16 protein-coding genes, 1 tRNA gene and 1 other RNA gene are annotated in these 15,587 nt (G+C 72.5%); 11 read left to right on the forward strand and 7 right to left on the reverse strand.

What is annotated here, in order from left to right:
• Together ABEB06_RS18375 and ABEB06_RS18380 are read left to right on the forward strand one after the other, a co-directional pair.
• Positions 1-957 (forward strand): NADP-dependent oxidoreductase, encoded by a 957-nt coding sequence (locus ABEB06_RS18375; RefSeq protein WP_345697952.1) that lies wholly within the window; start codon positions 1-3, stop codon positions 955-957.
• Between the two features lie 48 nt (positions 958-1,005).
• Positions 1,006-1,641 carry a nuclear transport factor 2 family protein gene (locus ABEB06_RS18380; protein WP_345697953.1) on the forward strand — a complete coding sequence of 212 codons (636 nt, stop codon included), beginning with the start codon at positions 1,006-1,008 and terminating at the stop codon, positions 1,639-1,641.
• A 76-nt stretch (positions 1,642-1,717) separates the two neighbouring features.
• Here the strand turns inward: ABEB06_RS18380 and ABEB06_RS18385 are convergent, their stop codons facing one another.
• From ABEB06_RS18385 to ffs, 4 genes are all read right to left on the reverse strand, one after another.
• Positions 1,718-2,032, reverse strand: coding sequence for a YbaB/EbfC family nucleoid-associated protein (locus ABEB06_RS18385; protein ID WP_393079676.1), 315 nt, complete (start codon positions 2,030-2,032; stop codon positions 1,718-1,720).
• Between the two features lie 65 nt (positions 2,033-2,097).
• On the reverse strand, positions 2,098-2,664 hold the full coding sequence (locus ABEB06_RS18390) for a GNAT family N-acetyltransferase (protein WP_345697955.1): 567 nt from the start codon (positions 2,662-2,664) through the stop codon (positions 2,098-2,100).
• Positions 2,665-2,687: 23 nt separating this feature from the next.
• Positions 2,688-4,904 (reverse strand): DNA polymerase III subunit gamma and tau, encoded by a 2,217-nt coding sequence (locus tag ABEB06_RS18395; protein ID WP_345697956.1) that lies wholly within the window; start codon positions 4,902-4,904, stop codon positions 2,688-2,690.
• Between the two features lie 66 nt (positions 4,905-4,970).
• Positions 4,971-5,061, reverse strand: an RNA gene (gene ffs, locus ABEB06_RS18400) — signal recognition particle sRNA small type.
• Between the two features lie 133 nt (positions 5,062-5,194).
• Here ffs and ABEB06_RS18405 point away from each other — a divergent pair.
• The 3 genes from ABEB06_RS18405 (at position 5,195) to ABEB06_RS18415 (ending at position 5,913) form a co-directional block, all read left to right on the forward strand.
• Positions 5,195-5,279: transfer RNA gene (locus ABEB06_RS18405), tRNA-Ser, on the forward strand.
• Positions 5,280-5,371: 92 nt separating this feature from the next.
• Positions 5,372-5,650, forward strand: coding sequence for a type II toxin-antitoxin system Phd/YefM family antitoxin (locus ABEB06_RS18410; protein WP_345697957.1), 279 nt, complete (start codon positions 5,372-5,374; stop codon positions 5,648-5,650).
• The gene (locus ABEB06_RS18415; RefSeq protein WP_345697958.1) at positions 5,647-5,913 is read left to right on the forward strand and encodes a Txe/YoeB family addiction module toxin; all 267 of its coding nucleotides are present in this window, start codon (positions 5,647-5,649) and stop codon (positions 5,911-5,913) included. The genes ABEB06_RS18410 and ABEB06_RS18415 overlap by 4 nt, the downstream gene beginning before the upstream one ends.
• A gap of 339 nt (positions 5,914-6,252) precedes the next feature.
• Here ABEB06_RS18415 and ABEB06_RS18420 read toward each other — a convergent pair whose 3' ends face one another.
• Together ABEB06_RS18420 and ABEB06_RS18425 are read right to left on the reverse strand one after the other, a co-directional pair.
• Positions 6,253-6,666 carry a DNA-binding protein gene (locus tag ABEB06_RS18420; RefSeq protein ID WP_345697959.1) on the reverse strand — a complete coding sequence of 138 codons (414 nt, stop codon included), beginning with the start codon at positions 6,664-6,666 and terminating at the stop codon, positions 6,253-6,255.
• The gene (locus ABEB06_RS18425) at positions 6,648-6,965 is read right to left on the reverse strand and encodes a hypothetical protein (protein ID WP_345697960.1); all 318 of its coding nucleotides are present in this window, start codon (positions 6,963-6,965) and stop codon (positions 6,648-6,650) included. Before ABEB06_RS18425 ends, ABEB06_RS18420 begins: the two co-directional genes overlap by 19 nt.
• Before the next feature lie 109 nt (positions 6,966-7,074).
• Here ABEB06_RS18425 and ABEB06_RS18430 point away from each other — a divergent pair, with 109 nt between their 5' ends.
• Positions 7,075-9,522: a helicase C-terminal domain-containing protein gene (locus ABEB06_RS18430; RefSeq protein ID WP_345697961.1), complete on the forward strand. Its 2,448-nt coding sequence runs from the start codon at positions 7,075-7,077 to the stop codon at positions 9,520-9,522.
• Positions 9,523-9,655: 133 nt separating this feature from the next.
• Here ABEB06_RS18430 and ABEB06_RS18435 read toward each other — a convergent pair whose 3' ends face one another.
• On the reverse strand, positions 9,656-9,877 hold the full coding sequence (locus tag ABEB06_RS18435) for a hypothetical protein (protein ID WP_345697962.1): 222 nt from the start codon (positions 9,875-9,877) through the stop codon (positions 9,656-9,658).
• 451 nt (positions 9,878-10,328) lie between these two features.
• Here ABEB06_RS18435 and ABEB06_RS18440 point away from each other — a divergent pair, with 451 nt between their 5' ends.
• From ABEB06_RS18440 to ABEB06_RS18460, 5 genes are all read left to right on the forward strand, one after another.
• Complete coding sequence (locus tag ABEB06_RS18440; RefSeq protein WP_030916923.1) at positions 10,329-10,532, forward strand: cold-shock protein; 204 nt, start codon at positions 10,329-10,331, stop codon at positions 10,530-10,532.
• Between the two features lie 271 nt (positions 10,533-10,803).
• The gene (locus ABEB06_RS18445; protein WP_345697963.1) at positions 10,804-12,243 is read left to right on the forward strand and encodes a DEAD/DEAH box helicase; all 1,440 of its coding nucleotides are present in this window, start codon (positions 10,804-10,806) and stop codon (positions 12,241-12,243) included.
• Positions 12,244-12,483: 240 nt separating this feature from the next.
• Entirely contained in the window at positions 12,484-13,812 is a 1,329-nt protein-coding gene (locus ABEB06_RS18450) for a S28 family serine protease (protein WP_345697964.1), read from the forward strand.
• 207 nt (positions 13,813-14,019) lie between these two features.
• Positions 14,020-14,946 carry a sigma-70 family RNA polymerase sigma factor gene (locus tag ABEB06_RS18455; protein ID WP_345697965.1) on the forward strand — a complete coding sequence of 309 codons (927 nt, stop codon included), beginning with the start codon at positions 14,020-14,022 and terminating at the stop codon, positions 14,944-14,946.
• Between the two features lie 85 nt (positions 14,947-15,031).
• Positions 15,032-15,586 carry a dihydrofolate reductase family protein gene (locus ABEB06_RS18460; protein WP_345697966.1) on the forward strand — a complete coding sequence of 185 codons (555 nt, stop codon included), beginning with the start codon at positions 15,032-15,034 and terminating at the stop codon, positions 15,584-15,586.
• Position 15,587 lies beyond the last annotated feature (1 nt).

Consider the following 15,587-nt stretch of genomic DNA (forward strand, 5'->3'; position numbering starts at 1 on the left):
ATGACCGAGACCATGCGCGCCGTCCGCCAGCACAGCTACGGCGCTCCCGAGGTGCTCCGCCTGGAGGAGAACGTCCCGCGCCCCGAGCCGCTGTGGACCGAGGTGCTGGTCCGGGTGCACGCCGCCGGCGTCAACCCGGTCGACTGCAAGACCCGCGACGGCGGCGGGATCTCCCCCTCGCAGGGCCCGCTCCCGATCACCATCGGCTGGGACGTCTCCGGCACCGTCGTGGAGATCGGCGGCGGCGTCACCCGCTTCGCCGTCGGCGACGAGGTCTACGGGATGATCAACTTCCCGCGGATCGGCGGCGGTTACGCCGAGTACGTGACCGTCGACTCCCGCCAGCTCGCCCCCAAGCCCGAGTCGCTCACCCACGTCGAGGCGGCCGGCGTCCCGCTGGTCTCGCTGACCGCCTGGCAGAGCCTGGTCAGCGTCGGCAAGACCGGCCCCGGCACCCGCGTCCTGGTCCACGGCGCGGCCGGCGGCCTCGGCCACCTCGCCGTCCAGATCGCCCGCGCCCGCGGCGCCTACGTCTGCGGCACCGCCTCCACCGACCAGGTCGAGCTGGTCCGCAGCCTCGGCGCCGACGAGGTCTTCGACTACACCAAGGTCCGTTTCGAGGAGCACGCCCACGACATCGACGTGGTCGTCGACACCGTCGCCGGCGAGAACGGCCTGCGCTCGCTGAAGACCATGCGCACCGGCGGCGTCCTGGTCTCGCTGCCCGTCCCGCCGGACGAGGCCACCGCCGCCGAGGCCGCCCGGCTCGGCCTGCGCGCCGTCTCGCTCACCGTCGAGGGCGACCGCAAGGACCTCGAGGACATCACCGCGCTGATCAACGCCGGCGCCCTCAAGCCGATCATCGGCAACGTCCTGCCCCTGGAGCGGGCCGACAAGGCCCACGAGCTCATCGAGACCGGCCAGGCCAAGGGCAAGGTCGTCCTCCAGGTCATCTGACCGCAGTCGTCCGGCCGCCGTCCCCACCCGTACGAATCGAGGATCCCCATGCCCATCATCCGGGTCAGTCTCATCGAAGGCTTCGCCAGCATGGCGGAGAAGGCGCAGATCACCACGGAGATGACCGACGCACTGGTCGCCGTCATGGGCGAGGTCGCCCGGCCCTTCATCTACGTGACCGTCGACGACATGAAGCCCGGCGCCACCTCGGTCGGCGGCACGCTCCTCACCGAGGAGATGATGCGCGGCGGGATCGTCAGCTCCGAGCAGGAGCTCGCCGTCAAGCTCACCCCGAAGCGGGTCGGCGACGCGTACGCCGCACTGGACAGCGGCGACCGCGCCCAGATCGAGCAGTACTGGGACAAGGACCTGGTCTGGCACGTCCCCGGCGACAACCAGCTGGCCGGCAAGTACGAGGGCCTGGACGCCTTCCTCGGCTACGCCAAGTCGCGGCAGGAGATCACCGGCGGCTCGTTCCGCTCCGAGACCGAGCAGATCATGATCGACGGGCACGTCTCCGCCTACCTGTGCCGCAACTCCGCGCACCGCACCGGCGAGGACTGCTCCTGCTCGCTCGCGGTGGACGTCGTCCAGCTGCTGCACTGGAAGGACGGCAAGGTCGTCACCGGCCACGAGGCCTACTTCGGCGACGGCCCCACCGGCAACGACACCTTCTGGCGCTGACGGGCCCGCGGACGGCTGGGCCCGGCGGGAACCCCACCGCCGGGCCCATCCGTCCGCCCTCCGTCCTGACGACGGATCAGAACGGCAGACCGGGGATCCCACCGCCGCCGAGGCCCTGGGTCAGCGGGCCCATCCGCTCCGCCTGCAGCTTCTGCGCCGCCGCGGTCGCCTCCCGGACGGCCAGCAGCACCAGGTCCGCCAGCGTCTCGGTGTCCTCCGGATCCACCGCCGCCGGGGCGATCGTCAGCGCCACCAGCTCGCCCGCGCCGGTCACCGTCGCCTCGACCAGGCCACCGCCCGACGAACCGCTCACCTTCGTCTCGGCCAGCTCCTGCTGAGCCCGGCCGAGCTCCTCCTGCATCTTCTGCGCCTGCTTCAGCAGCTGCTGCATGTTGGGCTGGCCACCAGGGAACACGGCACTCTCCTGCCTTCGAACCGATCTCTTCGCCGTCGAGCCTACGCGCCGGAACCCGGCACCGGCGCCGGATGCAGGTCGAGCCCCAGCTCCAGCAGCCGAGCCGCCGGATCCAGCGGGTACGGCCGCTCCCCGCCGGTCGGCGCGTACCCCAGCCGCTCGTAGAACGCCCGCGCCCGGCCGTTCCCCTCGTGCACCTCCAGCAGTGCCAGCCCGACGCCCGGCTGCTCCCGCGCCCACCCGGTCACCGTGCCCAGCAACAGCTCCGCCGCCCCCGCCGCACGGCCCCGGTGCGCCGGATCCACCCAGACGCTGACCACCTTCGCCACCGGCACCGCCGTCCGGAACTCCCCGTCGTACGCCAACCGGGACACCACGTACCCGCCCGCCAGGCCGACCCAGTCGCCGTCCGGTGTCACCGCCGCCACCCCGATGGTGGCTGGCCACGACTGCCGCGCCGCCCGGTCCCGCCACTCGGCCTCCGGCAGCGCCGCCGCGTCCGCCCAGCGCTCGCCGAACGCCTCCGGCGCGTCCCGCAGCATCGCCAACCGCACCTCGCGGTACGGCTCCCAGTCCCCCGGACCGATCCGGTGCACGCGGTACGCCACGCCCACGGCTCCCCTCCCCCGTCTCAGTTGCTGTGGTGGATCTCCTCCAGCACCGTCGCGCCCAACTCCCGGACGATCAGATCCTGCGAGGAGAACGCCTCTTCGTTCAGATCCGGGTCGTCGTCCTCCGGGACGTCGTCCTCCGGCGCGACCTGCGGAGGCACCGGCTCCGCCGGACGCTGCGCCTGCGGAGTCTGCTGCACCGGCGCGGCGGACCCCACCGGCACAGCCGGCTGCGCCGCCGCCTCCGGCACCACCGGCACCGGAGCAGACTGCGCGGGCGCCGCCTGCGGACGCGCCGCCGGCTGCCCCCAACCGCCGCCACCGGCCTGCGGCGCCGGTGCGCCACCGCCACCGCCGCCACCGAAACCGCTCGCACCGCTCGGGCCGCCGAAGGCACCACCGGACGGGCCACCGCCGGACGGACCGGCCGTACCGCCCGACGGGTCGACGATGCACTCCACCCGCCAGTCGACCCCGAGCGCGTCGGCGAGCGCCTGGCGCAGCACGTCGTCACTGTGGCTGCTGACGAAGCTGTCCCGGGCGCCCGCGTTCACGAACGACACCTGCAGCACGTTGCCGTCGAAACCCGCCACCTGGCCGTTCTGGCTGAGCAGGATCCAGGTGAAACGCCGGCGGTTCTTCACCGCGTCCAGGATCTGCGGCCACATCTGCCGGATCTGCGCCGCGCCCTGCTGCGCGGCCGCCGACGGCTGCTGCGCCGCGGCCGCCGCGGGGGCGGGTGTCGGCGGTGCCACCGGGGCGGGCGCGGGGGCCGCGACCGGTGCCGGGGCCTGCTGCTGCGGTGCCTGCTGTGCCGGCGCCGGCTCACCGCCGGCCGGCGGGAAGCTGCGCGGAATCGGCCACGCACCGGGCGGCGGGCCGGCCAGAGCGGGCGCGGCCTGGACCGGCGCCGCCGGCGCTGCGGCCGGGGTGGTCGGCGCCTCGTGCGCCGCCGGAGCGACCGGAGCGGCCGGAACCGCCTGGGCGACCGGCGCCTCGTACGCCGCCGAAGCCTGCTGCACCGGGCTCGGCGCGGCGAACACCGCGGCCCCACCCGCCGGCGCGGCGAAACCACCGGCCGCCGCCCGGCGCTCCAGCTTGTCCAGCCGCGCCTGCAGCGACAGCTCGTCGCTGTACGCGCCGGGCAGCATCACCCGGGCGCAGATCAGCTCGAGCTGCAGCCGGGGCGCCGCGTTGCCGCGCATCTCGGTCAGCCCGGTGTTGACGATGTCGGCGCCGCGGCTCAGCTCCGCCGCGCCGAAGCGGTCGGCCTGCGCCTGCATGATCGCGACCCGGTCCGCCGGGGCGTCGATCAGCCCCTTCTCCCCCGCGTCCGGCACTGTGGCGAGGATCACCAGGTCGCGCAGCCGCTCCAGCAGGTCCGTCACGAACCGGCGCGGGTCGTGCCCGCCCTCGACGACCCGGTCGATCACCTGGAACACGGTCGCGCCGTCCTGCGCGGCGAACGCGTCCACCACCTCGTCCAGCAGCGCCGAGTCCGTGTACCCGAGCAGCGCGGTCGCCATCCCGTACGTGACACCGGCCTCGTCGGCGCCCGCCAGCAGCTGGTCCATCACCGACATCGAGTCACGCACCGAACCGGCGCCCGCCCGCACCACCAGCGGGAACACCGAGTCTTCGACCTGGATGCCCTCCCGCCCGCAGACCTCCGCCAGGTAGTCGCGCAGCGTGCCGGGCGGCACCAGCCGGAACGGGTAGTGGTGCGTCCGGGACCGGATCGTCCCGATCACCTTCTCCGGCTCGGTCGTGGCGAAGATGAACTTCAGGTGCTCCGGCGGCTCCTCCACCACCTTCAGCAGCGCGTTGAAGCCGGCCGAGGTCACCATGTGCGCCTCGTCCAGGATGAAGATCTTGTACCGGCTGTGCACCGGCGCGAAGAACGCCCGTTCGCGCAGCTCGCGTGCGTCGTCCACACCACCGTGCGAGGCCGCGTCGATCTCGATCACGTCGATCGAACCCGGGCCACCGGTCGCCAGGTCCCGGCAGGACTGGCACTCGCCGCACGGCGTCGGCGTCGGGCCCTGCTCACAGTTCAGACAGCGCGCCAGGATGCGGGCACTGGTCGTCTTGCCACAGCCGCGCGGACCACTGAACAGGTACGCGTGGTTGACCCTGTTGTTGCGCAGGGCCTGCTGGAGCGGGGCGGTCACGTGCTCCTGCCCGATGACCTCCGCGAAGGTCTCGGGGCGGTAGCGGCGGTACAGGGCTAGGGACACGCCACCGAGGTTATCGGCCCGGACCGACAAACGCGGCACCCCGCCCACCACCGCGCCCGGGAACGCAAGGACCCCCCGTGCACCCGCCAGAGCCCTCTTACCCTTGCTGCCTTCCGGCCCTGGGGGGGTTCAGAGAGATGACGCCACACGAGGGGCTGGTCCCCAGAGTAGCGGATCCCCGCCCCGCCCAGGACCACCGACCCCGATCTGAGATCCCCAGGCACCTTCCCCCACCCACCTGCGAGACAGCGGTTCGCGAGCACCCCTCGACATGTACTAAGCTCTCCCACGGAGGATTCGCCTAGAGGCCTAGGGCGCACGCTTGGAAAGCGTGTTGGGGGCAACCCCTCACGAGTTCGAATCTCGTATCCTCCGCCTTGATCGAAGGCCCGGACCGTCTCGCACGGTCCGGGCCTTCGTCGTTTACTCTCTGGCCCACTCGATGGACGTACATTATTCTGTACAACATGAAGACGATGAGTGCCACCGAGTTCCGCGGCAATCTCGCCGCCGCGCTCGACGCCGTTGAGAGCGACGCCGAAGAGCTCGTCATCACACGCGCCGGCCACGAGCCGCTGGTCGTCGTTTCCTTGGCCGAGTACGCCTCGCTCCGCGAAACCGACTACCTGCTGCGCTCGCCGGCCAACGCCGACCACCTTCGCCGCTCCCTGCAGGAGTACCGGGAGGGCCGTGCGGTGGCCCGCGAACTGCTCGACCCCGAAGACCTCACCGAGCAGGGCGCGTGAAGGTCCAGTTCACCGAGCGCGGCTGGAGCGACTACCTGTCCTGGCAGGCGGACGATCGTCGTCTCCTCAAGCGCATCAATCTGCTGATCGACGACATCCGCCGAAACGGCAACGAGGGCATCAGCAAACCCGAACCCTTGCGGCACGAGCTCGCCGGGGCCTGGTCCCGCCGGATCGATCAGGAACACCGCCTGGTGTACATCCTTGACGAGCAGGCCGACGCCCTGTGCGTCATCGCATGCCGTTACCACTACGGCAAGTAGAGCCTGGGACCAGCAGAGAGACTCGCGCCCTGGTCTCAGTTCTGGTCTCGTTCACCCCCGTCCAGCCGGGTTCAGCCCTTGCCCTGTGGTGTACTCCGCCGCAGGTCAGAACGGGTGCGGACCTGCGGCGGATGCCGTTCGTGAGAATTGGAAAGCGTGTTGGGGGCAACCCCTCACGAGTTCGAATCTCGCATCCTCCGCCTTCGCCCGCCAGGGCAGACGACGGCCCCGACCGCTCAGCCGTCGGGGCCATCCTCGTTCGCAGTCTCATCTACGGTCTCAACGGACCTTCCCGGCGGCCTTCTTGGCGTCAGGCCCGCACGCCTCGAACGGCGACCGTCAGACAGCCACGAGACGCACGCGATCACCGCAGAGCTCGGTCATGTCGTCAATGTCCGACGCCGGCAAAACGACCGGCCGCCGCTGTCGCAGTGCCATCTCGGCTACTACCGCGTCGATCGCGTACTTGTGGCCGTGAAGGCCGGCCGCGATCAGCAGGGCGGACGCTGCCCGGGCCTCCTCGTCGCCCACCTGCACGATTCGCAGGCCGGGCAGAATCCACCGGAGACGAGCCTGGTCGGTACGGCTGTGCACGGCTTCGATGATGGTCAAGGCACTGATCACCACCTCCATGCCCCGCTTCCGGGCTTCAGCGACTAGCGCAACCGCGGGTTCGTGGTCGTTGAGCAGCTTGCAGAAGCCCTCGGAGTCGAGCACCAGGGTGCCCTCGTGGCTCAGCTTGCGACGGGCCATCCGCCCTCCTCGGCGAACACCTCGTCGAAGACCTGGCGGGCTCGGTCCTGCTCCGCTGCCGAGATCGATCCCTTTCGACGTTCATAGTCAGCCAGGTACTCGTCCAGGATCTGACCGCGCAACTCTCGCTCGACAGCCGCGGTGATGAACGCGGAGAACTCGCGCTTGCCCACTCGTTGGCGGATGGCCTCGGCCGTACCTTCGGGCAGGGAGAGGCTGACCCCTGTGCCTGAGGCCGCTTCGCGGCAGGTCAGGACGCCTGCACTCGTCGCCGGACCACTGGACGATCGGTGGGCCATCGCGTGGAGGAACCAGCGGTCCGGTCCCTCGTCGCACGCGCCTCCGCTGGTACGTCATCCTTGTGCTCCTGACCGGCTCCGGCAGAGCACGGACGTCTTCTCCTATGTAGTGAGGTGCCTCATCGGCAAGAAGAGCGGATCGACGCTGGCCACATGGCTGCGCGGTCTGGACACGGCCGGGCTGGCACGAGTCCTGGCCGCGCGGCCGGACGCCGTATCGCTTCCGGAACCGCGGTCGGTCGGTGAACTGGCCGATCGCCTCCAGCGCCAGGCCTCCGTGGCGCTGGCGCTGCCCCGGCTCTCGCTGCCGTGCCTGCAGGTGGCGGAGGCCGTGGCCGCACTGCCAGCCGTCTCCCGGAAGGATCTGGCGGTCCTCCTGGACGCGACACGCGGTGACCGCGCCCACGGTTTGGATGCCGCCCTGGAGACGCTGGCGGATCGCGCTCTGGTGTGGCCGGGCGGCAATGAGCTGCTGCAGATCGCGGCGCCGCTGCGGTCCGCGTGGGGCACGCCCCTCGGGCTCGACGCGCCGCTCGCGCACCTGCTCGCGGGCGTGACCTCCGACGAGTTGGGCCGCATGCTGGCGAAACTCGAGGTCAAACCCGCCGCCAACAGGAAGGAGCAGCGGCTGGCGGCGCTGGTCGACCATCACCGCGATCCGGCCCGGGTCGCCGCGCTGATGGCCACGGCACCCACGGCCGCCCGCAGACTCCTCGACCAGCGAGCCCATGAGGCTCATGGGCGGCCGGGCTTCATCATGTTCGGGGCTCCGGCGACCGACTCCGCCCCCGGCGAACAATGGGCGCTGGAGCGGGGGTTGCTGATCCGCGACCGTTACCGGTACGGGCCGGCCCGGATGCCCGCGGAGGTCACCCTCGCACTGCGCGGCTCCGACTGGCACGCGCCGTTCACACCTGTCCCGCCCGCCGTACGGTCAGTGCCGGCCGCCGGCTCGGACATCGACCGGGAGGCCGCAGCCGCCGCGATGGCGTTCGGCGCCCATGCCGTGTCCGTCCTCGGGGTATGCGCGGCCGCTCCGCCGGCCCGGCTCAAGGCCGGCGGGATCGGCGCCCGTGAACTGTCCCGGCTCAGCAAAGCAGCCCAGTGCGACGAGATCCTGGTCCGCCTCGTCCTGGAGACGGCGAGCGCCACCGGGCTGCTGGCCCGGGACGGCGACCGGGTCGCGGCGACCGCGGCCTACGACACCTGGGCCGAGCAAGAACCGGCCGACCAACTCGCCGTGCTGCTCCAGGCATGGTGGGCGCTCCCGTCGACCCCCGGCGGGAACCGCGACGAGGACGGGAAGACCCTGCCGGCGCTCGCCGGGGCACCGCCCTGCGGAGGCTGCGTACAGGCGCGGCACGGACTGCTCACCGCCGCATCGCAGCTACCCGCCGGCCACGGTGCGGGAAACTCGGCGGACCTGGGCGCGCTGCTGGTGTGGCTGCGCCCGCTCGCCGACGAACTCCCCCAGGACGTGACGCCGTTCGCCACCCTGGTCCGGGAGGCGGAACTGCTGGGCGCACTAGCTCTCGGGGCCGTGTCCCCGATCGGGGCAGCTCTGCTCGCCGACGACGCCGAGGCCCTGACCGAAGCCTGTCGGCGGCTGCTGCCCTCCGCCAGCGGCACCGCCCGTTTCGGCAGCGATCTCACCGCTGTGGTCGCCGGTACGCCGACTGCGCACCTCCTCACACTGCTGGACTCGGCCGCGGACCGGGAGACCGCCGGTGCGGCCTCCGTCTGGCGATTCAGCCCCGGAAGCATCCGCCGTGCCCTCGATGCCGGCCTCACCCCCGACGCCCTCACGGCCGACCTGGCCGCCGTTGCCGTCGAGCCGCTTCCCCAACCGCTCTCGTACCTGATCCACGACACCGCGCGCCGCCACGGCCGGGTGCGCGTGGTCTCCGCGTCCTGTGTGATCCACGGTGAGGAGCCCGCCCTGCTGGCCGAACTGGCGGCGCACCGCAAGCTCAAGGGGCTCGGCCTGCGGCTGCTTGCACCGACGGTGCTGATCAGCCGGACCCCACCGGACAAGACGCTGGCGGAACTGAGGTCTGCCGGCTACGCCCCGGTCGCCGAGAAGCCCGACGGATCCGTCCACATCGAGCGGACCCAACGGCCCCGTGCGGCGGGTCCGGTCCCGTCTCCGCGCCGACCGGCCGGCAGACAGCCGAACGGCGCCCGCACCGCCAGCGCCCGCACCGCCGACAGCCGCACCGCCGCCGACCTGAGCGCACTCGCCGAGCGGCTCCGGGCCACCCCACAGGACACTCCCGAACCCGGCCCGGAGAGTGGGCACCCTTACAGCAGCGGCACCGAGGAGATCCTCGCCGGCTACGCGCGCAACCTGTCCTTCACCGACGTCCGCCAGCTGGCCCACGCCGTCGACGAAGGGAGGCCGATCACCGTCGAGTACGTCGCCACCTCCGGCAGTGCGACCGTCCGCACCCTCAGCCGACTCGAACTCGATGCCCCCTACCTCCACGCCTGGTGCCACCTGCGGAACGACGAGCGGACGTTCACCATCTCCCGCATCCACGGCGTGATGCCCGCGTAGCCCCGGCCGCCCGGATCTCGTGTCCTCCGCCCTCACGAAGGACCGGACCGCTCAGCGGCCCGGCTTCGTCGTGCGGTGCCTCCGAGGGAAGCTCGCCGCGGGGAGCCCGGCGAGGGGCCGTGCGGCGGTCGGGTCAGAGGTTGAACATCCCGTTGTACGGCTCGGTGATGCGCTCCTGTCGTGATCCGAAGTCGACCAGAACCGCGGTGTCGCCTTCGGCGCCGATGACCCGGCCGAGGCCGTAGGCGTCATGGGTGACGCGGTCGCCGATGGCGAAGTGCTTGCGCGGCGCTTCGATCCTGGCCTTGAAGGGGCTGGTGGGCAGGTGCCGGCGGACTGCTTCAGATTTTCTCATCACTGCCAGTATGCGCCGTGGAGCACGGGAGGCGACCTTTTCTGACGGCCCGAATTCTGGATGCCCGAAATGCGAGGTGTGTCGAACGGCACTCCCGTCGGGGGCGCGCGTCCGGAGGATCACCACGGGTCGGCCGCCACACCGGTGCGCCCTGCACCGCCGGGCCACCTGCCTTGCCCGGAGGGCCCGTTGGCGTACGGGCCGGACCCGGTCCGGCGGCGCCGGGGGCGACCTCCTCCGAAACCGGGTGGAAATGTCCCCTCCGTAGCGGGCCCGGGGCTGCTACAGTCGAAGGAGTTGCAGTAGTGGTTCCCATGAACTTGTGTGCGCCTGCTGATGTTTCGCGGGCGCATTTTTGTTTTCCGGTTGTTTTCCGGGCGGGCGCTCATCACGGTGACTCGGCGCCCGTATCGTGCGGGTGTCGGAAAGTCCCTTGAAGGAGATTTCTTACATGGCTAATGGCACCGTGAAGTGGTTCAACGCGGAAAAGGGCTTCGGCTTCATCGAGCAGGAGGGTGGCGGCCCGGACGTGTTCGCCCACTACTCGAACATCAACGCCAGCGGCTTCCGCGAGCTGCTCGAGGGCCAGAAGGTCGAGTTCGACGTCACGCAGGGCCAGAAGGGCCCGCAGGCCGAGAACATTCGCCCGCTGTAGTTCCCACTGCCACGGCAAACGCTTGGCAGCGAGGGGCCCGCACCGCGCACATGATGCCGGTGCGGGCCCCTCGGCTTTTTCGCCGCACCCGGCTGCACCGGCTGTTCCGGCCTTGGCGCATCCGGTCCACCGGCCGCCTTCCCGCACGAATTCCCAGTGTCACGTCCGGATCTGCATCATGTCCGGCGGTCCGCGGTTCAGGGTTCTCCGCTCCCGCTTTCCGGTGAGCGCCGACCCGTACGTCACTGACGCCCCGAGGAGGGTCTCCCCTATGAACCGTTCCAGCCGCCCTCCGCGCCGACCCGCCGGTTCCCGATCCGCACCGGGCAGCGGCGCGGGGTCCGCCTCGCGGCAGGAGTTCGCGGTGCCGGTGAGCGTCGTGCCGGCCCTGCCTGCCGTCGAGTCCTTCGAGGAACTGGACCTGCCGAGGGAACTGCTGACGATCCTGGCACGGAGGGGCGTCACCGCCCCCTTCCCGATCCAGGCCGCGACGCTGCCGAACTCGCTGGTCGGACGCGATGTACTGGGGCGCGGACGCACCGGCTCCGGCAAGACCCTGGCGTTCGGTCTCGCCGTGCTGGCCCGCACCGCCGGGCAGCAGGCCGAGCCGCGGTCCCCCCTCGCGCTGGTCCTGGTCCCCACCCGTGAACTCGCTCAGCAGGTCACCGAAGCGCTCACCCCGTACGCCCACGCGCTGCGCCTGCGGACGGCCACCGTGGTCGGCGGGGTGCCGGTCCGCCGCCAGGCGCAGGTGCTGAACCGTGGTGCGGAGATCGTGGTGGCCACACCCGGTCGGCTGGGCGACCTGGTCGAGCGCGGGCTCTGCCGGCTGGACCGGGTCGCTGTCACCGTCCTCGACGAGGCCGACCAGATGACCGACATGGGCTTCCTGCCGGAGGTCACCGCGCTCCTCGAACAGGTCGCCGGGGGCGGCCAGACGATGTTGTTCTCCGCCACCTTGGACCGCAACGTCGACAGCCTGGTGCGGCGCTTCCTGAAGGACCCGGTCACGCACTCGGTGGACCCGTCCGCGGGAGCGGTCAGCACCATGGAGCACCACGTTCTGCACGTGCAGAACGCCGACAAGAACGCCACGATCGCCCACATCGCCTCCCGCGACGGCAGGGTGATCATGTTCATCGACACCAAGCAGAGTGCGGACCGCCTGGTCGAGAAGCTGCTCGCCGACGGGGTGAAGGCCGCGGCCCTGCACGGGGGCAAGTCCCAGCCGCAGCGCACCCGCACCCTTGAGCAGTTCCGCTCCGGGCACGTGGCCGCGCTCGTCGCGACCGACGTCGCCGCCCGGGGCATCCACGTCGACGGCCTGGACCTGGTCGTCAACCTGGACCCGCCCGCCGACCACAAGGACTACCTGCACCGCGGCGGACGCACCGCCCGGGCCGGCGAGTCCGGCACCGTCGTCACCCTGGTCCTCCCCAACCAGCGCCGCGGGACGGCCCGGATGATGACCACGGCCGGCATCACCCCCGTCACCACCAAGGTCCGGGCCGGCGATGAGGAACTCAGCCGGATCACCGGTGCCCGCGTGCCCACCGGCGTGCCCGTCACGATCCCCGACCCCGTCGTCGAGCGGCCCCGCCACAACCGGTCGAACAACCGGAACCGTTACGGCCGCCCCGCCTCCGCCACCTGCGCCCGGCCGACCGCCGACGGCCCGCGCGGCACCACGCCCCGGGCGCACAACGGATAGTCGCGACCGGCCGCACACGGCACCGGCACCCCCACGAGTCCGAACCTCGACCGCCGCCGTCACCGGTCGGCGGAAGTTCGCCGGCACCCCCACCGTCTGCCACCCGAAGTGTGCGGCCGCGCCGGGCGAGGCGGGTCGCAGCTCCCCCTCAGGAGGGAGGAGGGCCCCGCCCCGGCGGGATCCGGGGGTGGGGGGCGGGCCGGTTGACTCGGGTTACCGAGAACAACCGGGGAGGACACGATGGGGCGCAAGCGGATCGGGCGGCTGTTGGCCCAGGTCGCGGCGGTGGCCGTGCTGGCCGGGACGGCGGTGGCGCCGGCCGCCGCGGCGGAGGTGGCGGGGCCGGTCGACATCCGGGCGGCCGTCGCGGGGGTGCCGGGCCTGCGGGTGGTGGAGGAGAAGCCGGCCGCGCCGGGCTTCCGGTTCTTCGTGCTGGCGCTGCGGCAGCCCGCCGACCACCACCACCCGGAGCGGGGCGACTTCGAGCAGCGGCTGACGCTGTTGCACCGGGGCACGGACCGTCCGACGGTGTTGTTCACCAGCGGCTACACGGTCTCCGGCTCGCAGGCGCGTTCGGAGCCCGCCGAGTTGCTGGACGGCAACCAGGTGAGCACCGAGCAGCGGTTCTTCGGCACCTCCCGCCCCGAGCCCGCCGACTGGTCGGAGCTGGACATCTGGCAGGCGGCGGCCGACCACCACCACGTGGTGGAGGCACTGCGCCAGGTCTACCGCGCGCCGTGGATCTCCACCGGCGGCAGCAAGGGCGGCATGGCGACCGTCTACCACCGGCGGTTCTTCCCGCAGGACGTGGCCGGCTCGGTGGCCTACTCGGCGCCGAACAACGTCGACGACCGCGAGGACTCCGCCTACCTCGACTTCCTGCGCACGGTCGGCACTCCCGAGTGCCGCGGCGCGCTGGAGGCGGCCCAGCGGGCGCTGCTGGAGCGCCGGGAGGCGCTGGTCGCCCGGTACCGGGCGTGGGCGGACGCCCGCGGGGACGGCTTCGGGCTGGTCGGTGGCGCGGACCGGGCCTTCGAGATCGCGGTGCTGCGGGCGCCGTTCATGTTCTGGCAGGGCCGGGGCCAGGCCGCGTGCCCGGCGGTGCCCGCGCCGGACGCGTCCGACGACGCGTTGTACGGCTGGCTCTCGGACGTCGCCCAACTCCCGGTCTACGCGGACTCGGTGGCGAACCAGTTCGTCCCGTACTTCTACCAGCTGGGCACCCAGCTGGGGTACTTCCCGGTCGAGACGGACCACCTCTCCGACCTGCTGCGCCACCCCGGGGCGACCGAGCCGCGCAGCTTCGTCCCGCGCGACGTCCCGCTCCGCTACCGGCCGCAGGCGATGCGGGACGTGGACCGCTGGGTGCGGACGGACGGCGAGCGGCTGATGTTCGTCAACGGCGGTGCCGACCCCTCGGTGGCCGAGCCCTTCCGCCTCGGCCGGGGCTCGCACGACTCGTACGTCTTCCAGGTCCCCGGGGGCACCCACTCCGTCCGGATCTCCCAGCTCCCGTCCCCTGAGGCCACCTCGGCCTCGGCCACCCTCCGCCGCTGGGCCGGGGTGTAGCGCCGACCGGCCCCGGGGCGCCGGAGCACCGGACGCCAGAGCACCGGACGCCGGGCCCCGGACCGCTCGCGGCGGTCCGGGCGGGGAGGACCGCGAGGACACCGGCACGGGAAGCCGCCCTCCTCGGCGGCCGGGGCCGGGGCGGCCACCGGCGCTTCCGTCCGCGTCCCGGGAGCGATGTGAGTGCGGCCGGTGCATCATGCCGGGATGGACTTGGAGCCGTACCGGGGTGAGCTGGTGGCGTACTGCTACCGGATGCTGGGGTCGTTCCACGACGCCGAGGACCTGGCGCAGGAGACGCTGCTGCGGGCGTGGAAGGCCCGGGAGCGGTACGACCCGGCGCGGGCGTCGGTGCGGACGTGGCTGTACCGGATCGCCACCAACGCGTGTCTGACGGCGTTGGAGGGCCGGGCGAGGCGGCCGCTGCCGTCGGGGCTCGGGGCGCCGGGCGGGGATCCGGAGGTGCCGCTGACCGCGGCGCCCGAGGTGCCGTGGCTGGAGCCGTTCCCCGATGCCCGGTTCGACGTGGACGCCCGGACGGACCTGCGGTTGGCGTGGGTGGCCGCGGTGCAGTTGCTGCCGGCCCGGCAGCGGGCGGTGCTGGTGCTGCGCGAGGTGCTGGCGTTCTCCGCGGCGGAGGTGGCCGACCAGCTGGGGACGTCGGTGCAGGCGGTCAACAGCGCGCTGCAGCGGGCCCGGGCGACGGTCGCGAGGGCGGGGGCGGGGGCGGACGGCGAGGTCCGCGAGTCGGACGGCGCCGAGGCGCGCGCCGTGGTGGAGCGGTACCTGCGGGCGTTCGAGGCGGCCGACGTGCCCGCGCTGGTGCGGCTGCTGGCCGAGGACGCGGTGCTGGAGATGCCGCCGGTGCCGCTGTGGTTCCGCGGCCGGGAGGCGTACGGGGCGTTCATGGAGCGGGTGTTCCGGATGCGCGGCACCGGCTGGGCGGCGCGGCCGCTCACCGCCAACGGGCAGCCGGCGCTGGCCGCGTACGCGCCGGACCCCGCGGAGGGCGGCGGGCGGCGGCTGCACAGCCTGCAGCTGTTCACGGTCGTCGGCGGCCGGGTCGCGCGCACGGTGGTGTTCGCTGATCCGGGCCGGCTCGGGGCGTTCGACCTGCCGCCGGTGCTGCCCTGAGAAATGGGAGGCCAGGAGCGATGAGTCCGGGGTGCTCCACCGGTACGTACCGGTGGAGCACCCCGCTCGGACAAGGAGAGTCGCCATGGGCGTCGTCGTCATCGAGTTCATCACCCTGGACGGGATCGTCACCGACCCGGACGGCCGGGGCGGTACGCCGCTCGGCGGCTGGGCGTTCCGGTTCGGCCCGGAGGCGGTCGCCGGGGACAAGTTCCGGCTCGGCAGCCTGCTGGACGAGGGCGTCCTGCTGCTCGGGCGGAGCACGTGGGAGCTGTTCGCGTCGCTCTGGCCGGGCCGCGACGACCCGTTCTCGGCGCGGATGAACGCCGCGTCGAAGCTGGTCGCCTCCCGCACCCTGGGCGACGTCTCGGGCTGGGCCAACTCCCGCCTGATCGAAGGCGATCTGCTCGACGCGGTGAAGCGGGAGGAGCGCGACGTCGTGGTCGCCGGGAGTGTCGGTGTGGTCCACCAGCTGATCGCGGCCGGTCTGGTCGACGAGTACCGGCTGCTGACCTTCCCCGTGGTGCTGGGCACCGGTCGGCGGCTGTTCCCGGCCGAGGGGCCGAGCACCGACCTGGAGTGCCTGTCGGCCGAGCGGAGCGGCGCCGCCGTCCTCACCCGGCACCGCCGGGCGGGGTGAG

This window comes from Kitasatospora terrestris (genome assembly GCF_039542905.1).
GTDB lineage: Bacteria > Actinomycetota > Actinomycetes > Streptomycetales > Streptomycetaceae > Kitasatospora > Kitasatospora terrestris.

What these genes read in the sequence shown, in the direction of transcription:
- ABEB06_RS18375 (WP_345697952.1), top strand. Translation starts at nt 1, where the DNA reads ATGACCGAGACCATGCGCGCCGTCCGCCAGCACAGCTACGGCGCTCCC.
- ABEB06_RS18380 (WP_345697953.1), top strand. Translation starts at nt 1,006, where the DNA reads ATGCCCATCATCCGGGTCAGTCTCATCGAAGGCTTCGCCAGCATGGCG.
- ABEB06_RS18385 (WP_393079676.1), bottom strand. Translation starts at nt 2,032, where the DNA reads ATGCAGCAGCTGCTGAAGCAGGCGCAGAAGATGCAGGAGGAGCTCGGC.
- ABEB06_RS18410 (WP_345697957.1), top strand. Translation starts at nt 5,372, where the DNA reads ATGAAGACGATGAGTGCCACCGAGTTCCGCGGCAATCTCGCCGCCGCG.
- ABEB06_RS18420 (WP_345697959.1), bottom strand. Translation starts at nt 6,666, where the DNA reads ATGGCCCGTCGCAAGCTGAGCCACGAGGGCACCCTGGTGCTCGACTCC.
- ABEB06_RS18425 (WP_345697960.1), bottom strand. Translation starts at nt 6,965, where the DNA reads ATGGCCCACCGATCGTCCAGTGGTCCGGCGACGAGTGCAGGCGTCCTG.
- ABEB06_RS18435 (WP_345697962.1), bottom strand. Translation starts at nt 9,877, where the DNA reads ATGAGAAAATCTGAAGCAGTCCGCCGGCACCTGCCCACCAGCCCCTTC.
- ABEB06_RS18440 (WP_030916923.1), top strand. Translation starts at nt 10,329, where the DNA reads ATGGCTAATGGCACCGTGAAGTGGTTCAACGCGGAAAAGGGCTTCGGC.
- ABEB06_RS18445 (WP_345697963.1), top strand. Translation starts at nt 10,804, where the DNA reads ATGAACCGTTCCAGCCGCCCTCCGCGCCGACCCGCCGGTTCCCGATCC.
- ABEB06_RS18450 (WP_345697964.1), top strand. Translation starts at nt 12,484, where the DNA reads ATGGGGCGCAAGCGGATCGGGCGGCTGTTGGCCCAGGTCGCGGCGGTG.
- ABEB06_RS18455 (WP_345697965.1), top strand. Translation starts at nt 14,020, where the DNA reads ATGGACTTGGAGCCGTACCGGGGTGAGCTGGTGGCGTACTGCTACCGG.
- ABEB06_RS18460 (WP_345697966.1), top strand. Translation starts at nt 15,032, where the DNA reads ATGGGCGTCGTCGTCATCGAGTTCATCACCCTGGACGGGATCGTCACC.